Below are 21,404 nucleotides of genomic sequence, written 5' to 3'. Positions count from 1 at the left end.
TTTCTCTACAGGAGGGGCGACCGGGCATTCTCGCTGAGAGCCGGGGTCGAGTAGAGGGCTCAACTGCAAATTAGGAAAAGGACTACATGAAATACGGAAAGCAGCGGTTAGGGGAAAGGGGGCTGGAGCAAACAGGCTGTACACACGGCAGCCCGACGATGGCTCCCCTTCTCCCTCGCCAGCAGGCAGGCAGAGGCCTCGGAACAAAGCAAAAAAGGCGCTTTTCCTTTTCAGGAGAAGCGCCTTTTCCATAAGTGAACCGCTACGGGCCGCCGATGAGCCCTGCAGTCATTGTTGCATTTGGGTATCGATCAGGAACCCAACAGCTCAGCCTTGACCAGTTTCGCCTGCTCATCGGCATGATACGAAGACCGTACCAACGGACCGGACGCGACGTTCTTGAAGCCCATCTTGTAGCCTTCCTCGGCGAACCAGGCGAAGGTGTCCGGGTGCACGAAACGCTGCACTGGCAAGTGGCTACGGGACGGTTGCAGGTATTGGCCCAGGGTCAGCATGTCGATGTCATGCTCGCGCATGCGCTTCATGACCTCGATGACTTCCTCGTCGGTTTCACCCAGGCCCAGCATCAAGCCGGACTTGGTCGGAATGTGCGGCATCATCTGCTTGAAGCGTTGCAACAGGGTCAGCGACCACTGGTAGTCCGAACCCGGGCGCGCAGCCTTGTACAGGCGCGGCACGGTTTCCAGGTTGTGGTTGAACACATCCGGCGGCTCGGCCGCGGTGATTTCCAGGGCGATGTCCATGCGGCCACGGTAATCGGGCACCAGGGTTTCCAGCTGGACGTTCGGCGACAGCTTGCGGATTTCGCGGATGCAATCGGCGAAGTGCTGGGCGCCGCCGTCACGCAGGTCGTCGCGGTCCACCGAGGTGATGACCACGTACTTGAGCTTCAGGTCGGCGATGGCGATGGCCAGGCTTTGCGGCTCATTGGTGTCCAGTGGCTTCGGACGACCGTGGCCGACGTCGCAGAACGGGCAACGACGGGTGCAGATGTCGCCCATGATCATGAAAGTCGCGGTGCCGCCGGAGAAGCACTCGCCCAGGTTCGGGCAGGAGGCTTCCTCGCAAACGCTGTGCAGCTTGTGCTTGCGCAGCAGGGCCTTGATCCGGTCGACTTCCGGCGAAACCGGGATGCGCACGCGGATCCAGTCGGGTTTCTTCGGCAGTTCGGTGGTCGGGATGATCTTGACCGGGATGCGTGCAACCTTCTCGGCGCCGCGCAGCTTGACGCCGGCCTCTACCTTGGCACGCGGGGCCGGACGTTCGGTGACGTCCAGCGTCGGGATCATGGTTTGCACTGCATCAGTAGTCATATCAGTCGATTCCGCCCGTGAGGGTCGTCTGCTCAGCATAGTCGAGGTGTTTGACGAGCTGCGCACGCAGCCGGGCACTTACCTCGGCAAATTCAATCGATCCTGTGTGATCGCGCAGCTGGGTCATCGCCAGCCCTGCGTAGCCACAGGGATTAATCCGTTGGAACGGCTCAAGGTTCATGTCCACATTCAACGCCAGGCCGTGAAACGAACAGCCATGGCGGATTCGCAGGCCCAACGAGGCGATCTTCGCCCCGTCGACGTAGACACCCGGCGCATCCGGCTTGGCCGCCGCGGTCACGCCATAGCTTTCGAGCAGGTCGACCAGGCATGTCTCCATGCGGGTGACCAACTCGCGAACGCCGAACCCCAGCTTGCGTACATCCAGCAGCAGGTAGGCAACCAGTTGGCCGGGGCCATGGTAAGTCACCTGCCCGCCCCGGTCGACCTTCACCACCGGGATGTCCCCCGGCAACAACAGGTGCTCGGCCTTGCCCGCCTGCCCCTGGGTGAACACCGATGGGTGCTCGACCAGCCAGACTTCATCGCCGGCGGTGGTGCCGCGTTCATTGGTAAAGCGCTGCATGGCATGCCAGACCGGCTCGTAAGCCATCGTGCCCAGCTCGCGAAAGCCCAGCGTGCCCGGCATCACAACACCATGTGCACGAAACCGGTCGCTCGCAGCTCGCTATTGATGTCGTAGAGCTGTTCCTGGCCAGTGGCAATGATATGCAACTGGATAGTCGTGTACTTGCCGTTGGTACTCTGGCGCTCGGCCAGGGTCTTGTGGTCAACGGTGGCGTGCTTCTCAAGGATCGCGATGATCCTGTCCTTGAAACCCACACCGGTGTCGCCGATTACCTTGATCGGATAATCCGCGCAGGGAAATTCGATCTTTGGCGCCTTTACTTCGGAGTCTGTCATGGCGTAACGGCCTCGCAAGCCGTGGTAACGAACATGGCCCCGCGCCGGAAAGGAACGGGGCCATGCAGGTCAACACTCGAATCAGTTGAACAAGCCGTAGAAGAATAGACGGATGCTATCCCACATGCGGCGGAAGATACCACCTTCCTCGACCGCGTCCAGCGCGATCAGGTCGGCGCTGTGCACCACTTTGTCGTCCAGCTTGACTTCGACCTTGCCGATGACGTCGCCCTTGGCGATCGGCGCGGTCAGTTGCGGGTTCATGGTCATGCTGGCGGCGAGTTTCTTGAGCTGGCCTTTAGGCAAGGTCATGGTCAAGTCTTGGGCCAGGCCGGCCTTCACCTGGTTGGTGGTGCCTTTCCAGACCTGGGCCTGGGCCAGTTCGGTGCCCTTCTGGTAGAACGTCTGGGTTTCGAAGAAGCGGAAACCGTAGGTCAACAGCTTTTGGGTCTCGGCGGCACGGGCCACTTCGCTGTTGGTGCCGAACACTACGGCGATCAAGCGCATACCGTCACGGACAGCCGAGGACACCATGCAATAGCCGGCCTCTTCGGTGTGGCCGGTCTTCAGGCCATCGACGGTCTTGTCGCGCCACAGCAGCAGGTTGCGGTTAGGCTGCTTGATGCCATTCCAGAAAAATTCCTTCTGGGAATAAATAGCGTAGTGCGCCGGGTCTTCGTGGATGATCGCCCGCGCCAGCAGTGCCATGTCGTGAGCCGAGGAATAATGCTCGGGGTTCGGCAGGCCGGTCGGGTTCATGAAGTGGCTGTTGGTCATGCCCAGGTCGGCGACGGTTTTGTTCATCATGTCGGCGAACGCATCTTCGCTGCCGGCGATGTGCTCGGCCAGGGCGACGCTGGCGTCGTTGCCGGACTGGATGATGATGCCGTGCAGCAGGTCGCTGACGGTCACTTGCGAACCGACCTTGATGAACATCCGCGAACCGCCGGTGCGCCAGGCGTTTTCGCTGACAGTCACCGGGTCGTTTTCGCCGATCTGGCCACGACGGATCTCCAGGGTCGCGATGTACGCGGTCATCAGCTTGGTCAGGCTGGCCGGCGGCAGGCGCTGGTCACCGTTGTTCTCTACCAGGACCTCGCCGCTGCTGGCATCCATGAGCACAAAGGATTTGGCGGCCAATTGAGGGGGCGCCGGCATCATCTCGACCGCGAACGCGGCCGGTGAAAGAAGCAGCGGGACTAGCAGGCAAAGGCGTTTGGCAAAGGTGGTGATGTTCATCCGTCTCTCGAAATCGCTAATGGAACTGCCCAAAGGCAAAACTAAACAGGCAACTCATCAAGGAGCTGCCGCGTATTTAAGTTGCTCACTCACAACCCTTGCCGGGCTTTTGTTATTCATGGAGCCAACAACCTGACCCGCTGCAACCGCAGCGGGCTTTCAATCAGTTACTCGGCGGTGACCAGGCTCGGCGAACCGAGATTGGCCAGGCGCACGCTGTTCTGTACCTGCTGCACCTCACCCGGAGAACCGATCGGCCCCAGGCGCACCCGATGCAGTGTCTGCTGGTTGCGCACGATCGAGCTGATGAACACCGGCGCGCTGACCATCGAACTCAGCTTCGATCGGAGCAGCTCTGCAGCGTCCGGGTTGGCGAACGCGCCCACTTGCAGATACTGGCCAGACGCTGTTGCAGAAGCGTTTTTTTTTGCGTCGATCTGCACAGGCACCACGGCCGCGGCATGTTGCTGCGGCGGCGGGGTCCATTGCTCGACCGTGCCGGTGGAAGCCGTCAGGGTCGGCGCGGCATTTTGCGCCACTTTCGGTTCGTTGAGCATCAGAGGCGCCGGACGGCCACGCTGGGCCCACCATTCCTGGGGATCGATACCTTCGACCTTGACCCGGGCAGTGCCGGTTTCAGCGTAACCGAGCTTTTTCGCCGCCGCGTACGACAAATCGATGATGCGATCGGAATAAAACGGCCCACGGTCGTTCACCCGCAAGATCACCGTCTTGTTGTTGTCCAGGTTGGTCACCCGTACATAACTGGGCAGCGGCAAGGTCTTGTGGGCCGCGCTCATGCCGTACAGGTCGTACACCTCGCCATTGGCGGTGTTCTGGCCGTGGAACTTGGTGCCATACCAGGACGCCGTGCCCGAAGCGACGTAGCGCTTGGATTCGGCGATCGGAAAATAGGTCTTGCCCAGCACCGTATACGGATTGGCCTTGTAGGGACCGGTGTGCAGCGTCGGCGTCGCGTCGGGAATGCGCGAGACATCGACGTCCCACCACGGCGCGCCGTCCTTGTGGGCCCGGTTGATGTCCAGGCCCGGCGTGGCGCGCACGGCGGTGGTGGGCGTTTTCTGGGTCGGTGCGCGACTGGTCGAACAACTGACGACCAGCAACGACAGCGCCGCCAATGCCACCAGCTTGAGGGGCCTGGCTTTCAGGGGTTGATAGGTAGGCAATGCCCGCATTATTTGACGCCCCGTGCTTTGACCAGCTCTTCAGACAGTTGATGTACGGCCATGGCGTACATCACGCTGCGGTTATAACGCGTAATCGCGTAGAAATTCTTCAGGCCCATCCAATATTCAGGGCCCTGCTCGCCTTCAAGGCGCATCGCGGTGACCGGCATGTCGTCACGCAGCGCATCATGACTCGACCAGCCCAGCGCTCGCAACTCCCCGACGGTTTTCGTCGGCTCGATACCTTCGGTCAAGCCTTCGTCCACCTGCTCGCCACGCACCTCGGCGCGGCTGACCACAGGCTGGCCAGCCTCCCAGCCGTGACGCTTGAAATAGCTGGCGACGCTGCCGATGGCATCGGTCGGGTTGGTCCAGATATTGATGTGGCCGTCGCCGTCGAAGTCCACCGCGTAGGCGCGGAAACTGCTGGGCATGAATTGCGGCAGGCCCATGGCGCCTGCGTAGGAGCCCTTAAGGGTCAGCGGATCGACCTGTTCTTCGCGGGCCAGCAGCAGGAACTCGCGCAGCTCCTTGCGGAAGAACTCGGCGCGCGGCGGGTAATCGAAGCCCAGGGTCGACAGTGCGTCGATCACGCGGAAATTGCCGGTGTTGCGGCCAAAGAAGGTTTCGACGCCGATGATGGACACGATGACTTGGGCCGGCACGCCATATTCCTGCTCGGCGCGGGCCAGGGCCGCCTCATGCTGGCGCCAGAAATCCACGCCCCGGGCGATCCGCGCCTCGGTGATGAACATTGGCCGGTACTCGCTCCACTGCTTGACGCGCTCGGCGGGCCGGGAAATCGCGTCGAGGATCGATTGCTTGCGCTCGGCCTCGCGGAACACGCCCATCAGCTGTTCACCGGCGAAACCGTAGTCACGGGTCATTTCACCGACGAACTCGGCCACCTGCGGCGAGCCTTCGTATTCGCCGGCCAGGGCCTGCGGCGCGCAGCCCAGGAAGCCGACCAGGCCGACCCACGGCGCATATCGCGTCGACCAGCCACGCATTGCTTGCATTGAACTCTTCACCTTATTCAAACCTGTGCGATCCACTTGCGGTGCGTATGAATCGACATCAAAACCCCAAACGCTGACAGTAGCGTCACCAGCGAAGTTCCTCCGTAGCTAATGAATGGCAACGGCACCCCCACGACTGGCAGCAGGCCACTGACCATACCGATATTGACGAAAACATAAACAAAAAACGTCATGGTGAGGCTGCCCGCCAGCAATTTGCCGAACAACGTCTGCGCCTGGGCGGTAATCACCAGCCCCCGGCCGATCAACAGCAAATAGATCAGCAGCAGCACGCAAATGCCCACCAGGCCGAACTCTTCGCCCATCACCGCGATGATGAAGTCGGTGTGGCTCTCTGGCAAAAAGTCCAGGTGCGACTGGGTGCCCATCAGCCAACCCTTGCCGAACACCCCGCCGGAACCGATGGCGGCCTTGGACTGGATGATGTTCCAGCCGGTGCCCAGCGGATCGCTTTCCGGATCGAGGAAGGTCAGCACGCGCTGCTTCTGGTAGTCGTGCATCACGAAATACCACATGGCCACCGACACCGGCACGGCGGCGGCGATCACGCTGAGGATCCAGCGCCAGCGCAGCCCGCCCATGAACAGCACGAAGGCGCCACCGGCCAGGATCAGCAGCGAGGTGCCGAGGTCTGGTTGGCGGACGATCAGGATGAACGGGATGCCGATCAGCAACAGGCTGATGCAAACATGCTTGAGCTGCGGCGGCAAGGAACGTTTGGCCAGGTACCAGGCGATGGTCGCCGGCATGATGATCTTGAGGAATTCCGAGGGCTGGAAACGGATCACTCCGGGAATGTTGATCCAGCGGGTGGCGCCCATGGCGTTGTGACCCATGATGTCCACCACCACCAGCAAACCCACGCCGACGACATAGGCCAGCGGCACCCAGCGCGCCATGAACCGTGGTTCGAGCTGCGCGATGACGATCATCGATACCAGGCCGATGCCGAACGAGGTGGCCTGCTTGGCCAGCAGGTCCCAGCTCTTGCCACTGGCCGAATACAGCACGAACAGGCTGCCGGCGGCCAGCGTCAGCAGCAGGATCAGCAACGGCCCGTCGATGTGCATGCGTTGCAGCAAGGTGGCGCGGCGGCGCATCACGTCTTCGCTGGACAGGATGCGGTCGAAATTATTCTTCACGGGCCGTAGCCTCCGCAGTGGTGGGGCTTGCGTATTCGGGCTTGAGCTGACCGTGCTCATCCAGCAGCCAGGCGTCCATGATCTGGCGCACCACCGGCGCGGCGACACCGGAACCGGACTCACCGTTCTCGACCATCACCGACACCACGATCTTGGGATTTTCGGCCGGCGCGAAGCCGACGAACAAGGCGTGGTCACGATGGCGCTCCTGAACCTTGGAGCGGTCGTATTTCTCGCCCTGCTTGATCGCCACGACCTGGGCCGTGCCGCTCTTGCCAGCGATGCGATATTGCGCGCCAATGGCCGCCTTGCGCGCGGTGCCCCGGGCGCCGTGCATCACCTGCTGCATGCCGATGTTGACCTTCTGCCAGTCCGACGGGTTGCGCAGGATAATGTCCGGCATCGGGTCCGGGTCCAAGGGCTTCTGGCCTTCGATGGTCTTGGCCAGGTGCGGGCGATACCACTTGCCCTTGCTCGCCACCAGGGCCGTGGCCTGGGCCAGTTGCAAGGGCGTTGCCTGCATGTAGCCCTGGCCGATCCCCAGGATCAGGGTTTCGCCGGGGAACCAGGGCTGGCGGCGAGTCGCCCGTTTCCACTCCCGCGACGGCATCAGGCCAGGGGACTCTTCGAACATGTCCAGGGACACCTTCTGACCGAGGCCGAACTTGTTCATGTAGGACGACAACCGGTCGATCCCCAGCTTGTGGGCCAGGTCGTAGAAGTAGGTGTCGTTGGAACGCATGATCGCCGCTTCCAGGTCCACGTAGCCGTCACCGGTGCGGTTCCAGTTACGGTACTTGTGGTCGTAGTTCGGCAATTGGTAGTAACCCGGGTCGTAGACGCGGCTCGACGCAGTCACAACGCCAGCGTCCAGCCCGGCAATCGCCACGGCCGGCTTGATGGTTGAGCCCGGCGGATAGAGCCCGCGCAGTACACGGTTGAACAGCGGCCGGTCGATGGAATCGCGCAGCTCGGCGTAGGCCTTGAAGCTGATGCCGGTGACGAACAGGTTCGGGTCGAAACTCGGTTGGCTGACCATCGCCAGCACTTCGCCAGTGTTGGGGTCCAAGGCAACCACCGCGCCACGCCGTCCTCCCAGTGCTGCTTCGGCGGCTTCCTGCAATTTGATGTCCAGGCTCAGGACAATGTCCTTGCCGGGAATCGGGTCGGTGCGCTTGAGCACTCGCAGTACGCGGCCGCGGGCGTTGGTCTCGACTTCCTCATAACCCACCTGGCCGTGCAGCTCGGCTTCGTAGAAACGCTCGATGCCGGTCTTGCCGATATGGTGAGTGCCGCTGTAGTTGACCGGATCGAGCGTCTTGAGCTCTTTTTCGTTGATCCGGCCCATGTAGCCGACCGAATGGGCGAAGTGCGGCCCTTGGGGATAATGCCGCACCAGTTGCGCCACCACCTCGACGCCCGGCAGGCGGAACTGGTTCACGGCAATCAGGGCGATCTGTTCTTCGGTCAGCTCGAACATGATCGGCACCGGCTCGAAGGGACGCCGGCCCTGGCGCATGCGCTTTTCGAAGATCGCCCGGTCCTCTGGCGTCAGTTGCAGCACCTCGACGATCACGTCGAGCACCTGCTGCCAGTCACCGGAGCGCTCGCGGGTCATGCTCAGGCTGAAACTGGGCCGGTTGTCGGCCACCACCACGCCATTGCGGTCGAAAATCAACCCGCGGGTCGGCGGGATCGGCTGAACATGTACGCGGTTACTTTCCGACAGGGTCGAGTGGTATTCGTACTGGATCACCTGGAGGAAATACAGCCGCGCGATCAGCACGCCGATCAGCGCCACCACCGCAATAGCACCGAACACGACGCGGCCCCGCACCAGGCGGGCGTCTTTTTCGTGGTCCTTGATGCGAATCGGCTGAGGCATGAGGGCAGGATTACTTGTGATAAGGGTGCCCGGACAGGACTGTCCAGGCACGATACAACTGTTCACCGATCAGGATCCGCACCAGCGGGTGCGGCAACGTCAGGGGCGATAAGGACCAGCGTTGATCGGCTCGCGCGCAGACTTCCGGCGCCAGCCCTTCCGGGCCACCCACCATGAAATTGACCGTGCGCGCATCCAGCCGCCAGCGATCGAGCTCGACCGCCAGTTGCTCGGTGCTCCAGGGCTTGCCGTGGACTTCGAGGGTGACGATCCGCTCGTTCGGCCCGACCTTGGCCAGCATGGCTTCGCCTTCCTGGCGGATGAAGCGCGCCACGTCAGCGTTCTTGCCACGGGTATTGAGCGGAATTTCCACCAGTTCCAAGGCCAGCTCGGACGGAAGACGCTTGGCATATTCATGCCAGCCTTCTTCCACCCACTTGGGCATGCGAGAACCGACGGCGATCAGGCGCAGTCGCACAGCGATCCCTTATTGCTGGTCTTTGTTGAGCTTGGTGAAGTGCTCATGGGGGTTTTCCGGGCTGTGGTGCGCGGCGCTGGCCGAACGGCTCTGCTCGGCGCCTGCCCACAGGCGTTCCAGGTCATAGAACTGGCGCGCCGAGGCGGTCATCATGTGCACGATGACGTCGTCCATGTCCAACAGGACCCAGTCGCTGTCGCCCTTGCCTTCTTCGCCCAGCGGCTTGACGCCCTGGGCCTTCACCGCTTCGCGGACCTTGTCGAGCATCGCGCCGATCTGGCGATTGGACGTACCGGTGGCGATGATCATGTAGTCGGTGATGCTCTGCTTTTCACGAACGTCGATCACCTGGATGTCCTGGGCCTTGACGTCTTCGAGGGCCGCCACGGCCACCTTGACCAGCTCTTCGCCGGCCAGCACCACGCCGGTATGCGCCTCTACCGGCAGCGGGGCGCTCTTGAAGGTGCCCTTGCGCTTTACTTTGTTCAGGTCTTTGTCAGTCATATAAAACTCGTTTTGCTCATGTTCGGGCGCTTCGGTACACGTTGATTCGTGTCGGCGAAGCACACCTTGTTCAGTTCGACGCACGGTACAGACCGTGCGCATCGATGTAGGCCAGGACCGCGTCGGGCACCAGGAAACGTACCGACTTACCGCTGGCCAGCAGTTGACGGATCTGGGTGGCGGATACCGCGAGCGGTGTCTGCCAGACGAATGCAATCTGTCCGCTCGGTCCCTTGAGGGCCAGCGGGTCGCTCACCGAGCGCGCCGCCAGCAGGTTGCGCAAGGCATCCGGCGGTTCGCTGTCGGCATCCGGGCGTTGCAGCACCAGGATGTGGCAATGCTGGAGCAACTCTTCCCAGCGATGCCAAGTGGGCAGGCCGCAAAATGCGTCCCAGCCCAGAAGCAGGAAAACCTGGGCATCGGCGGCCAGTTCGGCGCGCATCAGCTCCAGGGTGTCAATGGTGTAGGACGGCTTGTCCCGCTGCAATTCTCGGGCGTCCACCACCAACGGCGCCACACCGGCCACCGCGCACTCGACCATCGCCAGGCGGTCTTGCGCCGACACCTGCGGCGTATCCCGATGAGGTGGCCGGGCGCTCGGCGTCAGGCGCAGCTCATCGAGGCCCAGGGCATCGGCGACTTCCAGTGCACCGCGCAGATGGCCGATGTGCACCGGGTCGAACGTGCCGCCCAGGATACCGATGCGCTTTGACGCGGTCGCCGTCACAGCGGTCGTAGTCATAGAGGCCAGTGGGTCGAGGTCGCCCAAGTCAGACCGGCTCCTGGCCGCGCAGCTGGCCGTCACCGACCACAATGTACTTTTCGCACGTCAGGCCTTCGAGGCCCACCGGGCCGCGGGCGTGCAGCTTATCAGTAGAAATGCCGATCTCGGCACCCAATCCATATTCGAAGCCATCGGCGAAGCAAGTCGGGGTGTTGATCATCACCGACGCCGAGTCCACTTCGGCCACGAAACGCCGGGTTTCACCCTGGTGTTCGCTGACGATGGAGTCGGTGTGGTGGGAGCCATGGCGATTGATGTGCTCGATCGCCTGGTCGAGCCCGTCGACCACGCGGATCGACAGGATCGGCGCCAGGTACTCGGTGTCCCAGTCTTCCTCGGTGGCGACCGCCGCGTCGATGATCGTCCGGGTCCGCTCGCAGCCGCGCAGCTCGACGCCTTTTTCGCGAAACTGGGCGGCCATCGATGGCAGGAAATCGCTGGCAACAGCCTGGTCCACCAGCAGGGTTTCCATCGCGCCGCAGATACCGTAGCGGTAGGTCTTGGCGTTGAAGGCGATGCGCTGGGCTTTCGGCAGCTCGGCGTGGGCACTGACGTAGACGTGGCAGATGCCGTCCAGATGCTTGATCACCGGCACGCGGGCGTCGCGGCTGACCCGCTCGATCAGCCCCTTGCCGCCGCGCGGCACGATGACGTCGACGAACTCGGGCATGGTGATCAGCGCGCCGACTGCCGCGCGATCGGTGGTTTCCACCACTTGCACCACCGCCGCCGGCAGATCGGCTTCAGCCAGGCCGCGCTGGATGCAGGCGGCGATAGCACGGTTGGAATGAATCGCCTCGGAGCCACCGCGCAGGATGGTCGCGTTACCGGACTTCAAGCACAGGCTCGCGGCGTCGATGGTCACGTTCGGCCGCGACTCGTAGATGATCCCGACCACGCCCAGGGGCACGCGCATCTTGCCGACCTGGATACCCGACGGCCGATAGCTCATGTCGCGGATCGCCCCGACCGGGTCCGGCAGGGCCGCGACCTGACGCAGACCGACGATCATGCCGTCGATACGCGCCGGAGTCAGCGCCAGGCGCTCGAGCATCGCCGGCTCCAGACCATTGGCCCGGCCAGCGGCCAGGTCCAGTTCGTTGGCGGCGGACAACTCGGCGCGCGCAGCATCCAGCGCATTGGCGGCGGCCTGCAGGGCGCGGTTTTTCTGCGCGGTGCTGGCACGGCCGATGATGCGCGACGCTTCGCGAGCGGCGCGACCCAAGCGGGTCATGTAGTCAAGAACGGACTCAGTCATGGTCTGTGTGGTCTTGGCAAAGAGGAAAGCGGCAGATTATAGCTGTCGTAACCCTCGACTAACAGCATGGACTCGCAGCGGTGACCGGCGGAGGAGCAAAACCGGCATTAATCGCAGGTATTCCCGTGAATGTTCAGCGGTAATTAAGCTTTCCGTTGTTATCATCGCGCTATCTTTGGCCCTACTCCGTTCCTCGCCATGACCGATTCGCCAACCACGCCCATTGCCTTGCCCCACGCTTTTTTTGATCGCGACGCCCAAGTACTTGCCCAGGATCTGCTGGGCAAGGTCATTCGCCACAAAGTCGGTGACGTGTGGCTCAGCGCGCGAATCATCGAAACCGAAGCGTATTACTTCGCTGAGAAAGGCAGCCATGCCTCCCTGGGCTATACGGAAAAACGCAGGGCTTTGTTTCTGGATGGCGGCCACATCTATATGTACTACGCCCGCGGCGGCGATTCGCTGAACTTCAGCGCCCAAGGCCCGGGCAACGCGGTATTGATCAAATCGGCGTATCCCTGGGTCGACGCCACCAGCGGCCCGGCGAGCCTGGCGCAGATGCTGCTCAACAACCCCGACGCCCAGGGCCGACCACGCACACCGCAAAAGCTTTGTGCCGGGCAGACCTTGCTGTGCAAGGCGCTGGGGCTGAAAGTGCCGGACTGGGACGCGAAGCGCTTCGACCCCGAACGGTTGCTGGTGGAAGATGTGGGCGTGCCGACGGTCAATGTGATCCAGACCACTCGTTTGGGCATCCCACTGGGACGGGACGAAGACCTGCTCTATCGCTTCGTCGATGCCGCCTACGCGCCGTGGTGCACCCGCAATCCGCTGCGGCGCGGCCAGGTCGAGGGCCGTGATTATTTTTTGCTTGCCTGAACGCAGTACCGCTCCCTGACAAAAATTGCATGCCGCTTGAATAAACAATGGAGTTGTCTTTATGGGCCCATGGCTCGATAGCATTACCGGCTGGCTGACTGTAAACCCGCAATGGCTGGCGGTGGCGGTGTTCGTCGTCGCTTGCGTGGAATGCCTGGCCATCGCCGGGCTGATCGTACCGGGCACGGTGCTGTTGTTCGCGATTGCGGTGCTGGCCGGCAGCGGTGCGTTGTCCTTGGGCGAAACGTTGCTGCTGGGGCTTCTAGGGGGACTGCTCGGGGATCTGGTGTCGTACTTGCTGGGCCGGCATTTCCACCAGAACATCCGGCGCCTGCCGGGGCTGCGGCACCATCCGGAATGGATGAGCGCGGCGGAGAGCTACTTCCAACGCTACGGCATCGCCAGCCTGCTGGTGGGGCGCTTTATCGGACCGCTGCGGCCAATGCTGCCGATGGTGGCCGGGATGTGCGACATGCCGTTCCTGCGCTTCGCCGCTGTCAGCCTGGTCGCGGCGGCAGGCTGGACCGTGGCGTACCTGCTGCCGGGCTGGGCCACCGGAGCGGCGTTCCGCCTGCCGCTGCCCGAAGGTTTCTGGCCACAGGCCGGTGTCGTCATCGGCAGCATCGCCGTGATGCTTGGACTCAGCGTCAACAGCAGCCTGCGTCGCCATCGCCACGCCTCGGCGATCATCGCGGTGGTTGGCCTGGCGATCCTGATCGGCCTGTTTATCGGTTTTCGCTACCTGACGGCGTTCGACCAAGGCCTGATGGCCCTGGTCCAGGAGCATCGCAGCGCGACGATGGACGAGATCGCCGTGACCTTTACGCTGATCGGCGAATTTCGCTACATGCTGATTGTCTGCAGCCTGGTGACCGGGTTGCTGCTGTTGGCACGACAATGGCGGCAGGCAATCTTTGCCGGCGGCACAATGCTGCTTACCGCCCTGGCCAACACCGGCTTCAAGCTGTTCTTCGCCCGCGTGCGCCCTGAAATCCTGAGCGAACCCTTGACCAGCTACAGCATGCCCAGCGGCCACGCTTCCGGCGCCTTTGCGCTGTTCCTGGCCCTGGCGATACTGGCCGGGCGCGGCCAACCGCCACGCCTGCGCTTGACCTGGCTGTTGCTCGGCTCGTTGCCGGCGCTGGCCATTGCCTTGTCGCGGGTGTACCTCGGTGCCCACTGGCCGAGCGATGTCGTCGCCGGCGCCGTGCTCGCCGCCACCGTCTGCGCCGCTGTCCTGTGGCTGAGCCAGCGCCAGGAGCCGCTTCGCGCCATGTCGCCAAAAGTCTGGTGGCTAGTCCTCCCGGCACTGATGGCGGCGTTCAGCTTCTTCGCCCTGCGGCATTTGCCCCACGCGATGTTGCGGTATGCCTATTGATGCATCGGCGCAGTCGTGTCAGGCGAACAACTCACCCTGTAATTCATCGAGCAAGGCCTGGATCGCATCCAGGCGCTGCTGGGGATCGTCGAGTTGCAGCAGGTCGATCTTGTCCAGTTCGTTGAACGGCAGCAGATAGGCCAGTTGATTGGCCAGCGATTGCTGGCCGGTCGCTTCGGTGCCCATGTTCAGCGCTTCGACCATGGGGTGTTCGGCCAGGGCCTTGAGCAAGGCGACCAGATCGGCGTCCTCATCCTGTAGCGGTTGCTCCGGCTCGTCTTCGAGCCACTCGACCTGAGCCACGGTGAGTTGATCGGCCTGGACGCTGCTGTTGTGCACCAGGAAACGTCGTGCGCCCTGCACGCGAATACCCAACAGGCCATTCTCTTGCTGGGAAAAGTCGGTGATCAGCGCTTCACAACCCACCCGCGCATAGCCGTCAGGCGCGATGCCGACTTCCTCGCCGTCGAGGATGCAGACCACGCCGAAGCCTTCGCCCTTTTTCATGCAACGCCCGATCATGTCCAGGTAACGCGCCTCGAAGATCTGCAGATCGAGGGTGCAACCGGGGAACAGTACGGTGTTCAACGGGAACAGCGGCAAGCTCATAACCCATTCCTTAAACAGTCATCGACACCACCAGCGGCAGCACCACCGCCGTGGCCACGCCCATCAGACTCATCGCCAGTGCCGCGAAGGCGCCCGACTCCTCGCTTTCCTGCAACGCCACCGACGTACCTACCGCATGGGCGGTCAGGCCCAGGGCCATGCCACGGGCCTCAGGACTGTGGACCCCCAATCGGGACAAAATGCTCGGGCCCAGAATCGCCCCGAGCACGCCCGTGATCAACACGAACACCGCCGCCATCGCTGCCACGCCGCCGATCTGCTCGGCCACCAGCATGGCGATCGGCGACGTCACGGACTTGGGCGCCATGGTCATCAGAATCATGTGTTCGGCACCTAATGCCCAGCCCAGTACCACCGCAGAACCGGTGGCGAACACTCCGCCTATCACCAGCGTAGTAAAAATCGGCCAGAACAATTGACGGATTCGTCGCAGGTTCAAATACAACGGCACCGCCAGCGCCACCGTGGCGGGACCCAGCAGAATGCTGAGTATCTCGGTGCTCTTGCGGTATTCGGCGTAGCTGATGCCGCAGCCGACCAGCACAGCGATCAACAGCAGCATCGACATCAATACCGGTTGCAGGAACACCCAGCGGGTTTTTTCGAACGCCGCCAAGACCAGTTGATAAGCGCCCAGGGTAATGCCGATGCCGAACAGCGGATGATGGATCACCGAAGTCCAGGCGCCCTGCCAATCGAACATCATTGGGCGTCCTCCGGCTCGACACTGTGACGCCGGGACAGGCGCTGCATCAGCACGCCCGTCAACGCCACGGACAGGATCAAGGACAACACCAGTGCACCGACAATCGCCCAGAAATCGGCGGCAATTGCCCGGGCATACACCATCACCCCCACCGCCGGCGGCACCAGCAGCAACGGCAGATAACGCAGCAGGCTGCTGGCGGCCAGGTTCAACGGCTCGCTGACTTCGCCGCGCGTGATCAGGTAGCCCAGCAACAGCAGCAGGCCAATGATCGGCCCCGGCAGGATTGGCAGGAATAAATGATTCAAGGCGGTGCCCAGCAATTGGAACAGCACCAGCCAGGTCAGGCCCCGTAACAACATCCGCTCTTCCCCCTGCAACACTTACTCAAAGAATGCGTCGGCATTATAAGCACGCCGGCGCTATGGTTCGGCATTCGTAAAAAGCATGGTCGATGACCTTCCCGGCGCGCCATGTTGATCTACAGTGATTCCCGGGGGCGCAGCCCCCCGTTCCAAAAAAACAGGACAGATGAACCAAGGAGAGCCTCAATGCCCTACGTTCCAGTTGCAGAGCTTAAAGATTATGTCGGCAAGGAACTTGGACGTTCCGACTGGCTGACCATCGACCAGGACCGCATCAACCTGTTCGCCGAAGCCACCGGCGACTTCCAGTTCATCCATGTCGACCCGGTCAAGGCCGCGCAGACCCCGTTCGGCAGCACCATCGCCCACGGGTTCCTGTCGCTGTCGCTGATGCCCAAATTGATGGAAGACATCCTGATCCTGCCCGAGGGCGTGAAAATGGTCGTCAACTACGGGCTGGACAGCGTGCGTTTCATCCAACCGGTGAAAGTCGACTCCAAGGTCCGTCTCAAGGTCGACCTGGTGGACGTCACCGAGAAAAAACCCGGTCAATGGCTGCTCAAGGCCATCGCCACCCTGGAAATCGAAGGGTCGGAAAAACCGGCCTACATTGCCGAGCCGCTGTCGCTCTGCTTCGTGTAAACCCCCGCGGTCGCGAAACCGCTCATGCAGTTTCGCATCGCTTCAATGCGCATAGCTGCGGCATACTCGTCGCCTGATTACTTGGATCCCGTTATGCGCGCACTTGTCCCCCTGACTCTGGCCCTCTTGCTCACCGCTTGTGGCGACGGCGAATCGCTGTTGCCCCCCGACGCGCGCCTGCCCGACGGCGGGCGCTATCGCGGCGATCTGGTGGATGGGCTCTTGCAAGGCCAGGGCCGCATCGATTACCCCAACGGCAGCTGGTACGCCGGCCAATTCGACAAAGGCCAGTGGCATGGCACCGGGGAATGGCATGGCAGCAATGGCGAAGTCTATCGCGGCCAATTCCAGCAAGGTCTGTTCCACGGCCAGGGCAGCCTGACCACACCGACCAGCAGCTACAGCGGCGGTTTCAAGCTGGGCCGGCGGGACGGCGAAGGGACGCTCAAGGAAAACGGCATGACCTACCGGGGCGAGTTCAAGGCCGACCGCTACTCCGGTCTCGGACGCCTGGAGCTCGACGACGGCAGCCAGTACCAGGGCCCCTTCGCCAACGGCAAGCCCAACGGTGAAGGCCAGCGTTTCGATGCCAGCGGTAACCAGTTCACCGGGCACTTCGTCGACGGCCAGCTCCAGGGCAAGGGCACCTTCAACAGCGCCGATGGCGACGTTTATGTCGGCGGCTTCAGGAACAACCAACTCAACGGTCGCGGTCGCTACGAAAATGCCGATGGCGACGTCTGGATCGGCCAGTTCAAGGACGGCGCGCTGACCGGCAAGGGCGAGTTGATTGGCGCCGACGGCAGCCATTACCGCGGCCGCTTCAATGAATGGCGCTTCACCGGTGAGGGGCGCCTCAACCTGCCCGATGGCAGCTTCTACGTCGGCCAGTTCGAAGCCGACAGCTACCACGGGCGCGGCACCCTGGTGCTGACCGACGGCACTGTGCAAAGCGGCACCTGGGCCAACGGCCAGCGGATACGCGACGCCGACGGCAAGCTGCTGCCGGACGTCCTTGAACTCGGCGTCCTGGCCCAAGGCCGGCTGCTGGACGATGCCCTCGCCAACATCCCGGCCTCGACCCCGGCCGTGGAGCTGTACAGCTTGACCCTGGGCGGCGACGGCAAGCAAAGCGTGTTCCTGCGCGAATCCGACTATGTCGCCAACATGCTCGCCAGCCGTTTCAACGCGTTTGGCCAGATCCGACTGGTGAACCACCGCGATCACCTCGGCGATCGACCCATGGCCAGCCGTGAAAGCCTACGCCGTGCCGCCGCTACCCTGGCCGAGCGCAGCGGCCCGGAAGACCTGATCTTCATCTACCTGACCAGCCACGGCACCAGCGAGCATGAATTGGTGCTCGATCAACCACGCATGGAACTGGCCGACCTGCCCGCCGACGAGCTGGCCGTGGTCCTGGCGCCGCTGAAGAATCGCGACAAGATCATGGTGATTTCAGCCTGTTATTCCGGCGGTTTCATTCCGGCCCTGAAGAATGAGCGCACGCTGGTCATGACCGCGTCCCGGGCTGACCGGGTGTCTTTTGGCTGCTCCGAAGAAGCCAACTTCACCTATTTCGGCGACGCCCTGTTTGCCCAGGCGCTGAACCAGACCGACGACCTGGAACAAGCCTTCAAGCTCGCCAAGGGCATCGTTGCCGAACGGGAGCAGGCGGACAACTTCGAAGCCTCGGAGCCGCAGATCTGGGCGCCCCGGACCGTGCTGTCCCACTGGCAATTGCTGCGCAAGCAACAGGCGCGAAAAGCGTTGCAAAGTGCTGCACTGAACGACGAGCGTAAAAAGAGCAACTAAGCTGAACCGTATCAAGGGGGAAACACTATGTACTTGACGCCTCAGCATGTTTTGCTCGCCGGCGCGACCGGATTGACCGGGGAACATCTACTGGACCGGCTGCTCAACGAGCCGACCATTACTCGGGTACTGGCGCCTTCCCGCCGGCCATTGGCCGAGCATCCGCACTTGGAGAATCCGGTCGGGGAACCGGCCGAGGTGCTGCCAAGATTGGACGGCCCAGTCGATATCGCCTTCTGCTGCCTCGGCACGACGATCAAGAAAGCCGGCTCCGAACAGGCCTTCCGGGCGGTGGACCTGGACCTGGTGGTGGCCTTCGCCAAACGCGCCCGCGAACTGGGCGCGCGGCACCTGATCGTGGTCAGCGCCCTGAATGCCGATGCGAAATCATCGATTTTCTACAACCGGGTCAAAGGCGAAATGGAAGAAGCCCTGACGGCCCAGGACTGGCCGCAATTGACCATTTGCCGCCCTTCCCTGTTGTTGGGCGACCGCGTCGAACCGCGCCTGGCCGAACAACTGGCCGGCCCCTTGTCCAAGCTGATCCCGGGCAAGTACCACGGCATCGAAGCCTGCCAACTGGCCCGGGCCATGTGGCGCCTGGCGCTGGAAGAAGAGGATGGGGTGCGGGTGGTGGAGTCGGATGAGTTGCGCAAGCTGGGTAAATAACCTGCTGCCCAGGCCAATGCGATCATTGTGGCGAGGGAGCTTGCTCCCGCTCGACTGCGCAGCAGTCGCCCTCGGATTTGGATCAGCCCAAGAAGCTTAGGGCCGCTTCGCGGTCCAGCGGGAGCAAGCTCCCTCGCCACGGGGTTCCAGGCGTCTGTTACATGCCGCCCGTCGCCTGAAACCCCACGCCAATCACCGTCAACAACGACAGCGGCAACAACAGCGTGTCGAGCAACGCACTGCCCGGCAGATCAAGACCCGGATAACTCGGCGCCTCGGCACCAAAGCGGTCCTTGGCGCAGCAACCACCGTTCAGGGCGTATAGATCCAGGCGCGTGCCCGCGTATACCACCGGCGCACCCGGCTTGGCGGCGTCGAGGGTGCGGGCGGTGGCGCAGCCGGTCAGTTGCAGCGCCAGCAGCACGATCAGCAGCTTATTCATCACTGCTCAAATGATGCTCGCCCCAGCGCGGCAACATGTCTTGGGGGATGTTCAGCAGATTGAGAATCCGCGCGACGACGAAATCGATCAAGTCGTCGATGGTCTGCGGCTGGTGATAGAAACCCGGCGAGGCCGGCAGGATGGTCACGCCCATGTTCGACAGCTTGAGCATGTGCTCAAGGTGAATGCTCGAATACGGCGCTTCCCGCGGTACGAGGATCAACTGGCGGCGCTCCTTCAGCGTGACGTCCGCGGCGCGCTCGATCAGGTTGTTGCAAGCCCCGGTGGCAATCGCCGACAGCGTCCCGGTGGAACACGGCACCACCACCATGGCCGCCGGCGCACCGGAACCCGAAGCCACCGGTGACATCCAGTCTTCCTTGCCGTACACGCGAATCTGCCCCGCCGCCGCACCGGTGTATTCGGTGAGGAAGGCCTGCATCATCTGAGTCTTGGGTGGCAGGGTGACGTCGGTCTCGGTGGCCATCACCAGTTGCGCGGCCTTGGAGATCAGGAAGTGCACCTCGCGGTCTTCGCGCACCAGGCAATCGAGCAAGCGCAAGCCATACTGGGCGCCGGACGCACCGGTCATCGCCAGCGTGATGCGTTCGGGGCCATTGCTCATTTCAGTGCCTCGGCCAGTTTCCCGTGCAGGCCGCCGAAGCCGCCGTTGCTCATGATCACCACGTGAGTGCCGGGCTGGGCCTGGCTTTTCACACGCTCGATAATGCCTTCCAGAGAATCGCTGACAATCGACGGCACCGTGCACAGCGCAGCGGTCGCTGCGAGGTCCCAGCCCAGGTTGGCCGGTGCGTACCAGATGACTTGGTCGGCATCGACCACGCTTTCCGGCAGGCCGTCGCGGTGGGCGCCGAGCTTCATGGAGTTGGAACGCGGCTCGATGATGGCGATCAGCGGTGCATCGCCGATGCGCTTGCGCAGCCCGTCGAGGGTGGTCGCGATGGCCGTCGGGTGGTGGGCGAAATCGTCATAAATGATGATGCCGTTCACCTCGGCAACTTTTTCCATCCGCCGTTTCACGCTCTTGAACGCGCTCAACGCGGCGATGCCCATGGACGGCACCACGCCAACATGCCGAGCCGCCGCCAGGGTTGCCAAGGCGTTGGCGACGTTGTGCTGGCCGGTCATGTCCCACTCGACCACACCTTGGGACTGGCCCTCGAACATGACTTCGAACTGCGAACCATCGTCCTTGAGCAACTTCACCTGCCACTGACCGCCCGCGCCGGTGGTCTGCACCGGGGTCCAGCAGCCCATTTCGATGACCCGTTGCAGGGCTGGCTCGGTGGTCGGATGGATGACCAGGCCTTCGCTTGGGATCGTGCGCACCAAGTGATGGAACTGCCGCTCGATGGCCGGCAGATCGGGGAAAATGTCGGCATGATCGAACTCAAGATTGTTGAGGATCGCTGTACGCGGACGGTAGTGGACGAATTTCGAGCGTTTGTCGAAGAAGGCGCTGTCGTATTCATCGGCCTCGATCACGAAGAACGGCGTGCCGCCCAGGCGGGCCGACACCGAGAAATTCTGCGGCACGCCACCGATCAGGAAGCCCGGGCTCATGCCCGCGTGCTCCAACACCCAGGCGAGCATGCTGCTGGTGGTGGTCTTGCCGTGGGTACCGGCCACGGCCAGGACCCAACGACCCTGCAACACATGATCAGCCAGCCACTGCGGTCCGGACACGTACGGCAGGCCTTTGTTGAGCACGTATTCCACCGCCGGGTTGCCACGGGACATGGCGTTGCCGATCACCACCAGGTCCGGCGCCGGGTCCAGCTGCGCCGGGTCATAACCTTGGGTCAGCTCGATGCCCTGGGCTTCCAGCTGCGTGCTCATCGGCGGGTAGACGTTGGCGTCGGAGCCGGTCACGTGATGGCCCAGTTCCTTGGCCAAAACCGCCATCGAACCCATGAAAGTGCCGCAAATACCGAGAATATGGATGTGCATAGTCGACCTCGTAAAACATGGCCGCAGGTTAGCGTAGGGAGGGGGAAATCGCACCTTGTGTTTCGAACTTATCCGCGCCAGAACACCGCGGATTCCTGCTCGAGCACAGGTTTTTGTGGCGAGGGAGCTTGCTCC

23 protein-coding genes are annotated in these 21,404 nt (G+C 62.6%); 5 read left to right on the top strand and 18 right to left on the bottom strand.

Annotation, left to right across the window (positions count from 1 at the left end; translation table 11 throughout):
* Positions 1-311 precede the first annotated feature (311 nt).
* From lipA to J3P95_RS03805, 12 genes are all read right to left on the bottom strand, one after another.
* A complete protein-coding gene (lipA, locus tag J3P95_RS03860; RefSeq protein WP_434560820.1) occupies positions 312-1,334 on the bottom strand; it encodes a lipoyl synthase in 1,023 nt (340 codons plus the stop codon).
* A gap of 1 nt (position 1,335) precedes the next feature.
* Positions 1,336-1,983, bottom strand: coding sequence for a lipoyl(octanoyl) transferase LipB (lipB, locus tag J3P95_RS03855; protein ID WP_434560818.1), 648 nt, complete (start codon positions 1,981-1,983; stop codon positions 1,336-1,338).
* Positions 1,983-2,258 (bottom strand): DUF493 domain-containing protein, encoded by a 276-nt coding sequence (locus J3P95_RS03850; RefSeq protein ID WP_003185772.1) that lies wholly within the window; start codon positions 2,256-2,258, stop codon positions 1,983-1,985. The genes lipB and J3P95_RS03850 overlap by 1 nt, the downstream gene beginning before the upstream one ends.
* Before the next feature lie 81 nt (positions 2,259-2,339).
* Positions 2,340-3,497 carry a D-alanyl-D-alanine carboxypeptidase family protein gene (locus J3P95_RS03845; RefSeq protein WP_434560816.1) on the bottom strand — a complete coding sequence of 386 codons (1,158 nt, stop codon included), beginning with the start codon at positions 3,495-3,497 and terminating at the stop codon, positions 2,340-2,342.
* Between the two features lie 167 nt (positions 3,498-3,664).
* On the bottom strand, positions 3,665-4,693 hold the full coding sequence (locus tag J3P95_RS03840) for a septal ring lytic transglycosylase RlpA family protein (protein ID WP_186613704.1): 1,029 nt from the start codon (positions 4,691-4,693) through the stop codon (positions 3,665-3,667).
* Positions 4,693-5,703, bottom strand: a complete 1,011-nt coding sequence (mltB, locus tag J3P95_RS03835; RefSeq protein WP_434578629.1) for a lytic murein transglycosylase B — start codon at positions 5,701-5,703, stop codon at positions 4,693-4,695. Before mltB ends, J3P95_RS03840 begins: the two co-directional genes overlap by 1 nt.
* Positions 5,704-5,720: 17 nt before the next feature.
* A complete protein-coding gene (gene rodA, locus J3P95_RS03830; RefSeq protein WP_186613787.1) occupies positions 5,721-6,824 on the bottom strand; it encodes a rod shape-determining protein RodA in 1,104 nt (367 codons plus the stop codon).
* Between the two features lie 31 nt (positions 6,825-6,855).
* The gene (gene mrdA / locus J3P95_RS03825; RefSeq protein ID WP_434578631.1) at positions 6,856-8,751 is read right to left on the bottom strand and encodes a penicillin-binding protein 2; all 1,896 of its coding nucleotides are present in this window, start codon (positions 8,749-8,751) and stop codon (positions 6,856-6,858) included.
* Between the two features lie 10 nt (positions 8,752-8,761).
* Positions 8,762-9,229: a 23S rRNA (pseudouridine(1915)-N(3))-methyltransferase RlmH gene (gene rlmH, locus J3P95_RS03820; RefSeq protein WP_047229490.1), complete on the bottom strand. Its 468-nt coding sequence runs from the start codon at positions 9,227-9,229 to the stop codon at positions 8,762-8,764.
* A 9-nt stretch (positions 9,230-9,238) separates the two neighbouring features.
* Positions 9,239-9,733 (bottom strand): ribosome silencing factor, encoded by a 495-nt coding sequence (gene rsfS / locus J3P95_RS03815; RefSeq protein WP_186613710.1) that lies wholly within the window; start codon positions 9,731-9,733, stop codon positions 9,239-9,241.
* Between the two features lie 70 nt (positions 9,734-9,803).
* Positions 9,804-10,475: a nicotinate-nucleotide adenylyltransferase gene (gene nadD, locus J3P95_RS03810; protein WP_434560808.1), complete on the bottom strand. Its 672-nt coding sequence runs from the start codon at positions 10,473-10,475 to the stop codon at positions 9,804-9,806.
* Positions 10,476-10,503: 28 nt separating this feature from the next.
* Positions 10,504-11,775, bottom strand: coding sequence for a glutamate-5-semialdehyde dehydrogenase (locus tag J3P95_RS03805; protein WP_434560806.1), 1,272 nt, complete (start codon positions 11,773-11,775; stop codon positions 10,504-10,506).
* A 198-nt stretch (positions 11,776-11,973) separates the two neighbouring features.
* On the opposite strand from J3P95_RS03805, the gene J3P95_RS03800 reads away from it, so the two are divergent.
* Together J3P95_RS03800 and J3P95_RS03795 are read left to right on the top strand one after the other, a co-directional pair.
* Positions 11,974-12,654, top strand: coding sequence for a DNA-3-methyladenine glycosylase (locus tag J3P95_RS03800; RefSeq protein ID WP_434560804.1), 681 nt, complete (start codon positions 11,974-11,976; stop codon positions 12,652-12,654).
* Between the two features lie 61 nt (positions 12,655-12,715).
* Complete coding sequence (locus tag J3P95_RS03795; protein ID WP_434560802.1) at positions 12,716-14,032, top strand: bifunctional DedA family/phosphatase PAP2 family protein; 1,317 nt, start codon at positions 12,716-12,718, stop codon at positions 14,030-14,032.
* Between the two features lie 18 nt (positions 14,033-14,050).
* On the opposite strand, the gene J3P95_RS03790 is transcribed toward J3P95_RS03795, so the two are convergent.
* From J3P95_RS03790 to J3P95_RS03780, 3 genes are read right to left on the bottom strand one after another with little or no spacing between them, the layout of a single operon-like run.
* A complete protein-coding gene (locus J3P95_RS03790; protein WP_434560800.1) occupies positions 14,051-14,641 on the bottom strand; it encodes an LON peptidase substrate-binding domain-containing protein in 591 nt (196 codons plus the stop codon).
* Between the two features lie 10 nt (positions 14,642-14,651).
* A complete protein-coding gene (locus J3P95_RS03785; RefSeq protein WP_434560798.1) occupies positions 14,652-15,368 on the bottom strand; it encodes an LrgB family protein in 717 nt (238 codons plus the stop codon).
* Entirely contained in the window at positions 15,365-15,730 is a 366-nt protein-coding gene (locus J3P95_RS03780) for a CidA/LrgA family protein (protein ID WP_434560796.1), read from the bottom strand. The genes J3P95_RS03785 and J3P95_RS03780 overlap by 4 nt, the downstream gene beginning before the upstream one ends.
* Positions 15,731-15,919: 189 nt before the next feature.
* Between J3P95_RS03780 and J3P95_RS03775 the strand changes: the two genes are divergently transcribed.
* From J3P95_RS03775 to J3P95_RS03765, 3 genes are all read left to right on the top strand, one after another.
* Entirely contained in the window at positions 15,920-16,375 is a 456-nt protein-coding gene (locus tag J3P95_RS03775; protein ID WP_434578635.1) for a MaoC family dehydratase, read from the top strand.
* A 93-nt stretch (positions 16,376-16,468) separates the two neighbouring features.
* On the top strand, positions 16,469-18,187 hold the full coding sequence (locus J3P95_RS03770) for a C13 family peptidase (protein ID WP_434578637.1): 1,719 nt from the start codon (positions 16,469-16,471) through the stop codon (positions 18,185-18,187).
* A 27-nt stretch (positions 18,188-18,214) separates the two neighbouring features.
* A complete protein-coding gene (locus J3P95_RS03765; protein WP_434560790.1) occupies positions 18,215-18,856 on the top strand; it encodes an oxidoreductase in 642 nt (213 codons plus the stop codon).
* 157 nt (positions 18,857-19,013) lie between these two features.
* Here the strand turns inward: J3P95_RS03765 and J3P95_RS03760 are convergent, their stop codons facing one another.
* From J3P95_RS03760 to mpl, 3 genes are read right to left on the bottom strand one after another with little or no spacing between them, the layout of a single operon-like run.
* Complete coding sequence (locus tag J3P95_RS03760) at positions 19,014-19,298, bottom strand: YceK/YidQ family lipoprotein (RefSeq protein WP_434578639.1); 285 nt, start codon at positions 19,296-19,298, stop codon at positions 19,014-19,016.
* On the bottom strand, positions 19,291-19,923 hold the full coding sequence (ubiX, locus tag J3P95_RS03755) for a flavin prenyltransferase UbiX (RefSeq protein ID WP_217860410.1): 633 nt from the start codon (positions 19,921-19,923) through the stop codon (positions 19,291-19,293). The genes J3P95_RS03760 and ubiX overlap by 8 nt, the downstream gene beginning before the upstream one ends.
* Positions 19,920-21,269 carry a UDP-N-acetylmuramate:L-alanyl-gamma-D-glutamyl-meso-diaminopimelate ligase gene (mpl, locus tag J3P95_RS03750; RefSeq protein WP_434578641.1) on the bottom strand — a complete coding sequence of 450 codons (1,350 nt, stop codon included), beginning with the start codon at positions 21,267-21,269 and terminating at the stop codon, positions 19,920-19,922. The genes ubiX and mpl overlap by 4 nt, the downstream gene beginning before the upstream one ends.
* Between the last annotated feature and the right edge of the window lie 135 nt (positions 21,270-21,404).

Source organism: Pseudomonas sp. Z5-35, assembly GCF_051131945.1.
Lineage (GTDB): Bacteria > Pseudomonadota > Gammaproteobacteria > Pseudomonadales > Pseudomonadaceae > Aquipseudomonas > Aquipseudomonas marvdashtae.
This window is presented reverse-complemented; position numbering and strand designations above follow the sequence as displayed.

What these genes read in the sequence shown, in the direction of transcription:
- J3P95_RS03800 (WP_434560804.1), top strand. Translation starts at nt 11,974, where the DNA reads ATGACCGATTCGCCAACCACGCCCATTGCCTTGCCCCACGCTTTTTTT.
- rodA (WP_186613787.1), bottom strand. Translation starts at nt 6,824, where the DNA reads ATGCGCCGCCGCGCCACCTTGCTGCAACGCATGCACATCGACGGGCCG.
- nadD (WP_434560808.1), bottom strand. Translation starts at nt 10,475, where the DNA reads ATGACTACGACCGCTGTGACGGCGACCGCGTCAAAGCGCATCGGTATC.
- rsfS (WP_186613710.1), bottom strand. Translation starts at nt 9,733, where the DNA reads ATGACTGACAAAGACCTGAACAAAGTAAAGCGCAAGGGCACCTTCAAG.
- J3P95_RS03805 (WP_434560806.1), bottom strand. Translation starts at nt 11,775, where the DNA reads ATGACTGAGTCCGTTCTTGACTACATGACCCGCTTGGGTCGCGCCGCT.
- mpl (WP_434578641.1), bottom strand. Translation starts at nt 21,269, where the DNA reads ATGCACATCCATATTCTCGGTATTTGCGGCACTTTCATGGGTTCGATG.
- J3P95_RS03765 (WP_434560790.1), top strand. Translation starts at nt 18,215, where the DNA reads ATGTACTTGACGCCTCAGCATGTTTTGCTCGCCGGCGCGACCGGATTG.
- mrdA (WP_434578631.1), bottom strand. Translation starts at nt 8,751, where the DNA reads ATGCCTCAGCCGATTCGCATCAAGGACCACGAAAAAGACGCCCGCCTG.
- mltB (WP_434578629.1), bottom strand. Translation starts at nt 5,703, where the DNA reads ATGCAAGCAATGCGTGGCTGGTCGACGCGATATGCGCCGTGGGTCGGC.
- J3P95_RS03780 (WP_434560796.1), bottom strand. Translation starts at nt 15,730, where the DNA reads ATGTTGTTACGGGGCCTGACCTGGCTGGTGCTGTTCCAATTGCTGGGC.
- J3P95_RS03850 (WP_003185772.1), bottom strand. Translation starts at nt 2,258, where the DNA reads ATGACAGACTCCGAAGTAAAGGCGCCAAAGATCGAATTTCCCTGCGCG.
- J3P95_RS03760 (WP_434578639.1), bottom strand. Translation starts at nt 19,298, where the DNA reads ATGAATAAGCTGCTGATCGTGCTGCTGGCGCTGCAACTGACCGGCTGC.
- J3P95_RS03775 (WP_434578635.1), top strand. Translation starts at nt 15,920, where the DNA reads ATGCCCTACGTTCCAGTTGCAGAGCTTAAAGATTATGTCGGCAAGGAA.
- ubiX (WP_217860410.1), bottom strand. Translation starts at nt 19,923, where the DNA reads ATGAGCAATGGCCCCGAACGCATCACGCTGGCGATGACCGGTGCGTCC.
- lipB (WP_434560818.1), bottom strand. Translation starts at nt 1,983, where the DNA reads ATGCCGGGCACGCTGGGCTTTCGCGAGCTGGGCACGATGGCTTACGAG.
- J3P95_RS03790 (WP_434560800.1), bottom strand. Translation starts at nt 14,641, where the DNA reads ATGAGCTTGCCGCTGTTCCCGTTGAACACCGTACTGTTCCCCGGTTGC.
- J3P95_RS03795 (WP_434560802.1), top strand. Translation starts at nt 12,716, where the DNA reads ATGGGCCCATGGCTCGATAGCATTACCGGCTGGCTGACTGTAAACCCG.
- J3P95_RS03845 (WP_434560816.1), bottom strand. Translation starts at nt 3,497, where the DNA reads ATGAACATCACCACCTTTGCCAAACGCCTTTGCCTGCTAGTCCCGCTG.
- J3P95_RS03785 (WP_434560798.1), bottom strand. Translation starts at nt 15,368, where the DNA reads ATGATGTTCGATTGGCAGGGCGCCTGGACTTCGGTGATCCATCATCCG.
- J3P95_RS03770 (WP_434578637.1), top strand. Translation starts at nt 16,469, where the DNA reads ATGCGCGCACTTGTCCCCCTGACTCTGGCCCTCTTGCTCACCGCTTGT.
- J3P95_RS03840 (WP_186613704.1), bottom strand. Translation starts at nt 4,693, where the DNA reads ATGCGGGCATTGCCTACCTATCAACCCCTGAAAGCCAGGCCCCTCAAG.
- lipA (WP_434560820.1), bottom strand. Translation starts at nt 1,334, where the DNA reads ATGACTACTGATGCAGTGCAAACCATGATCCCGACGCTGGACGTCACC.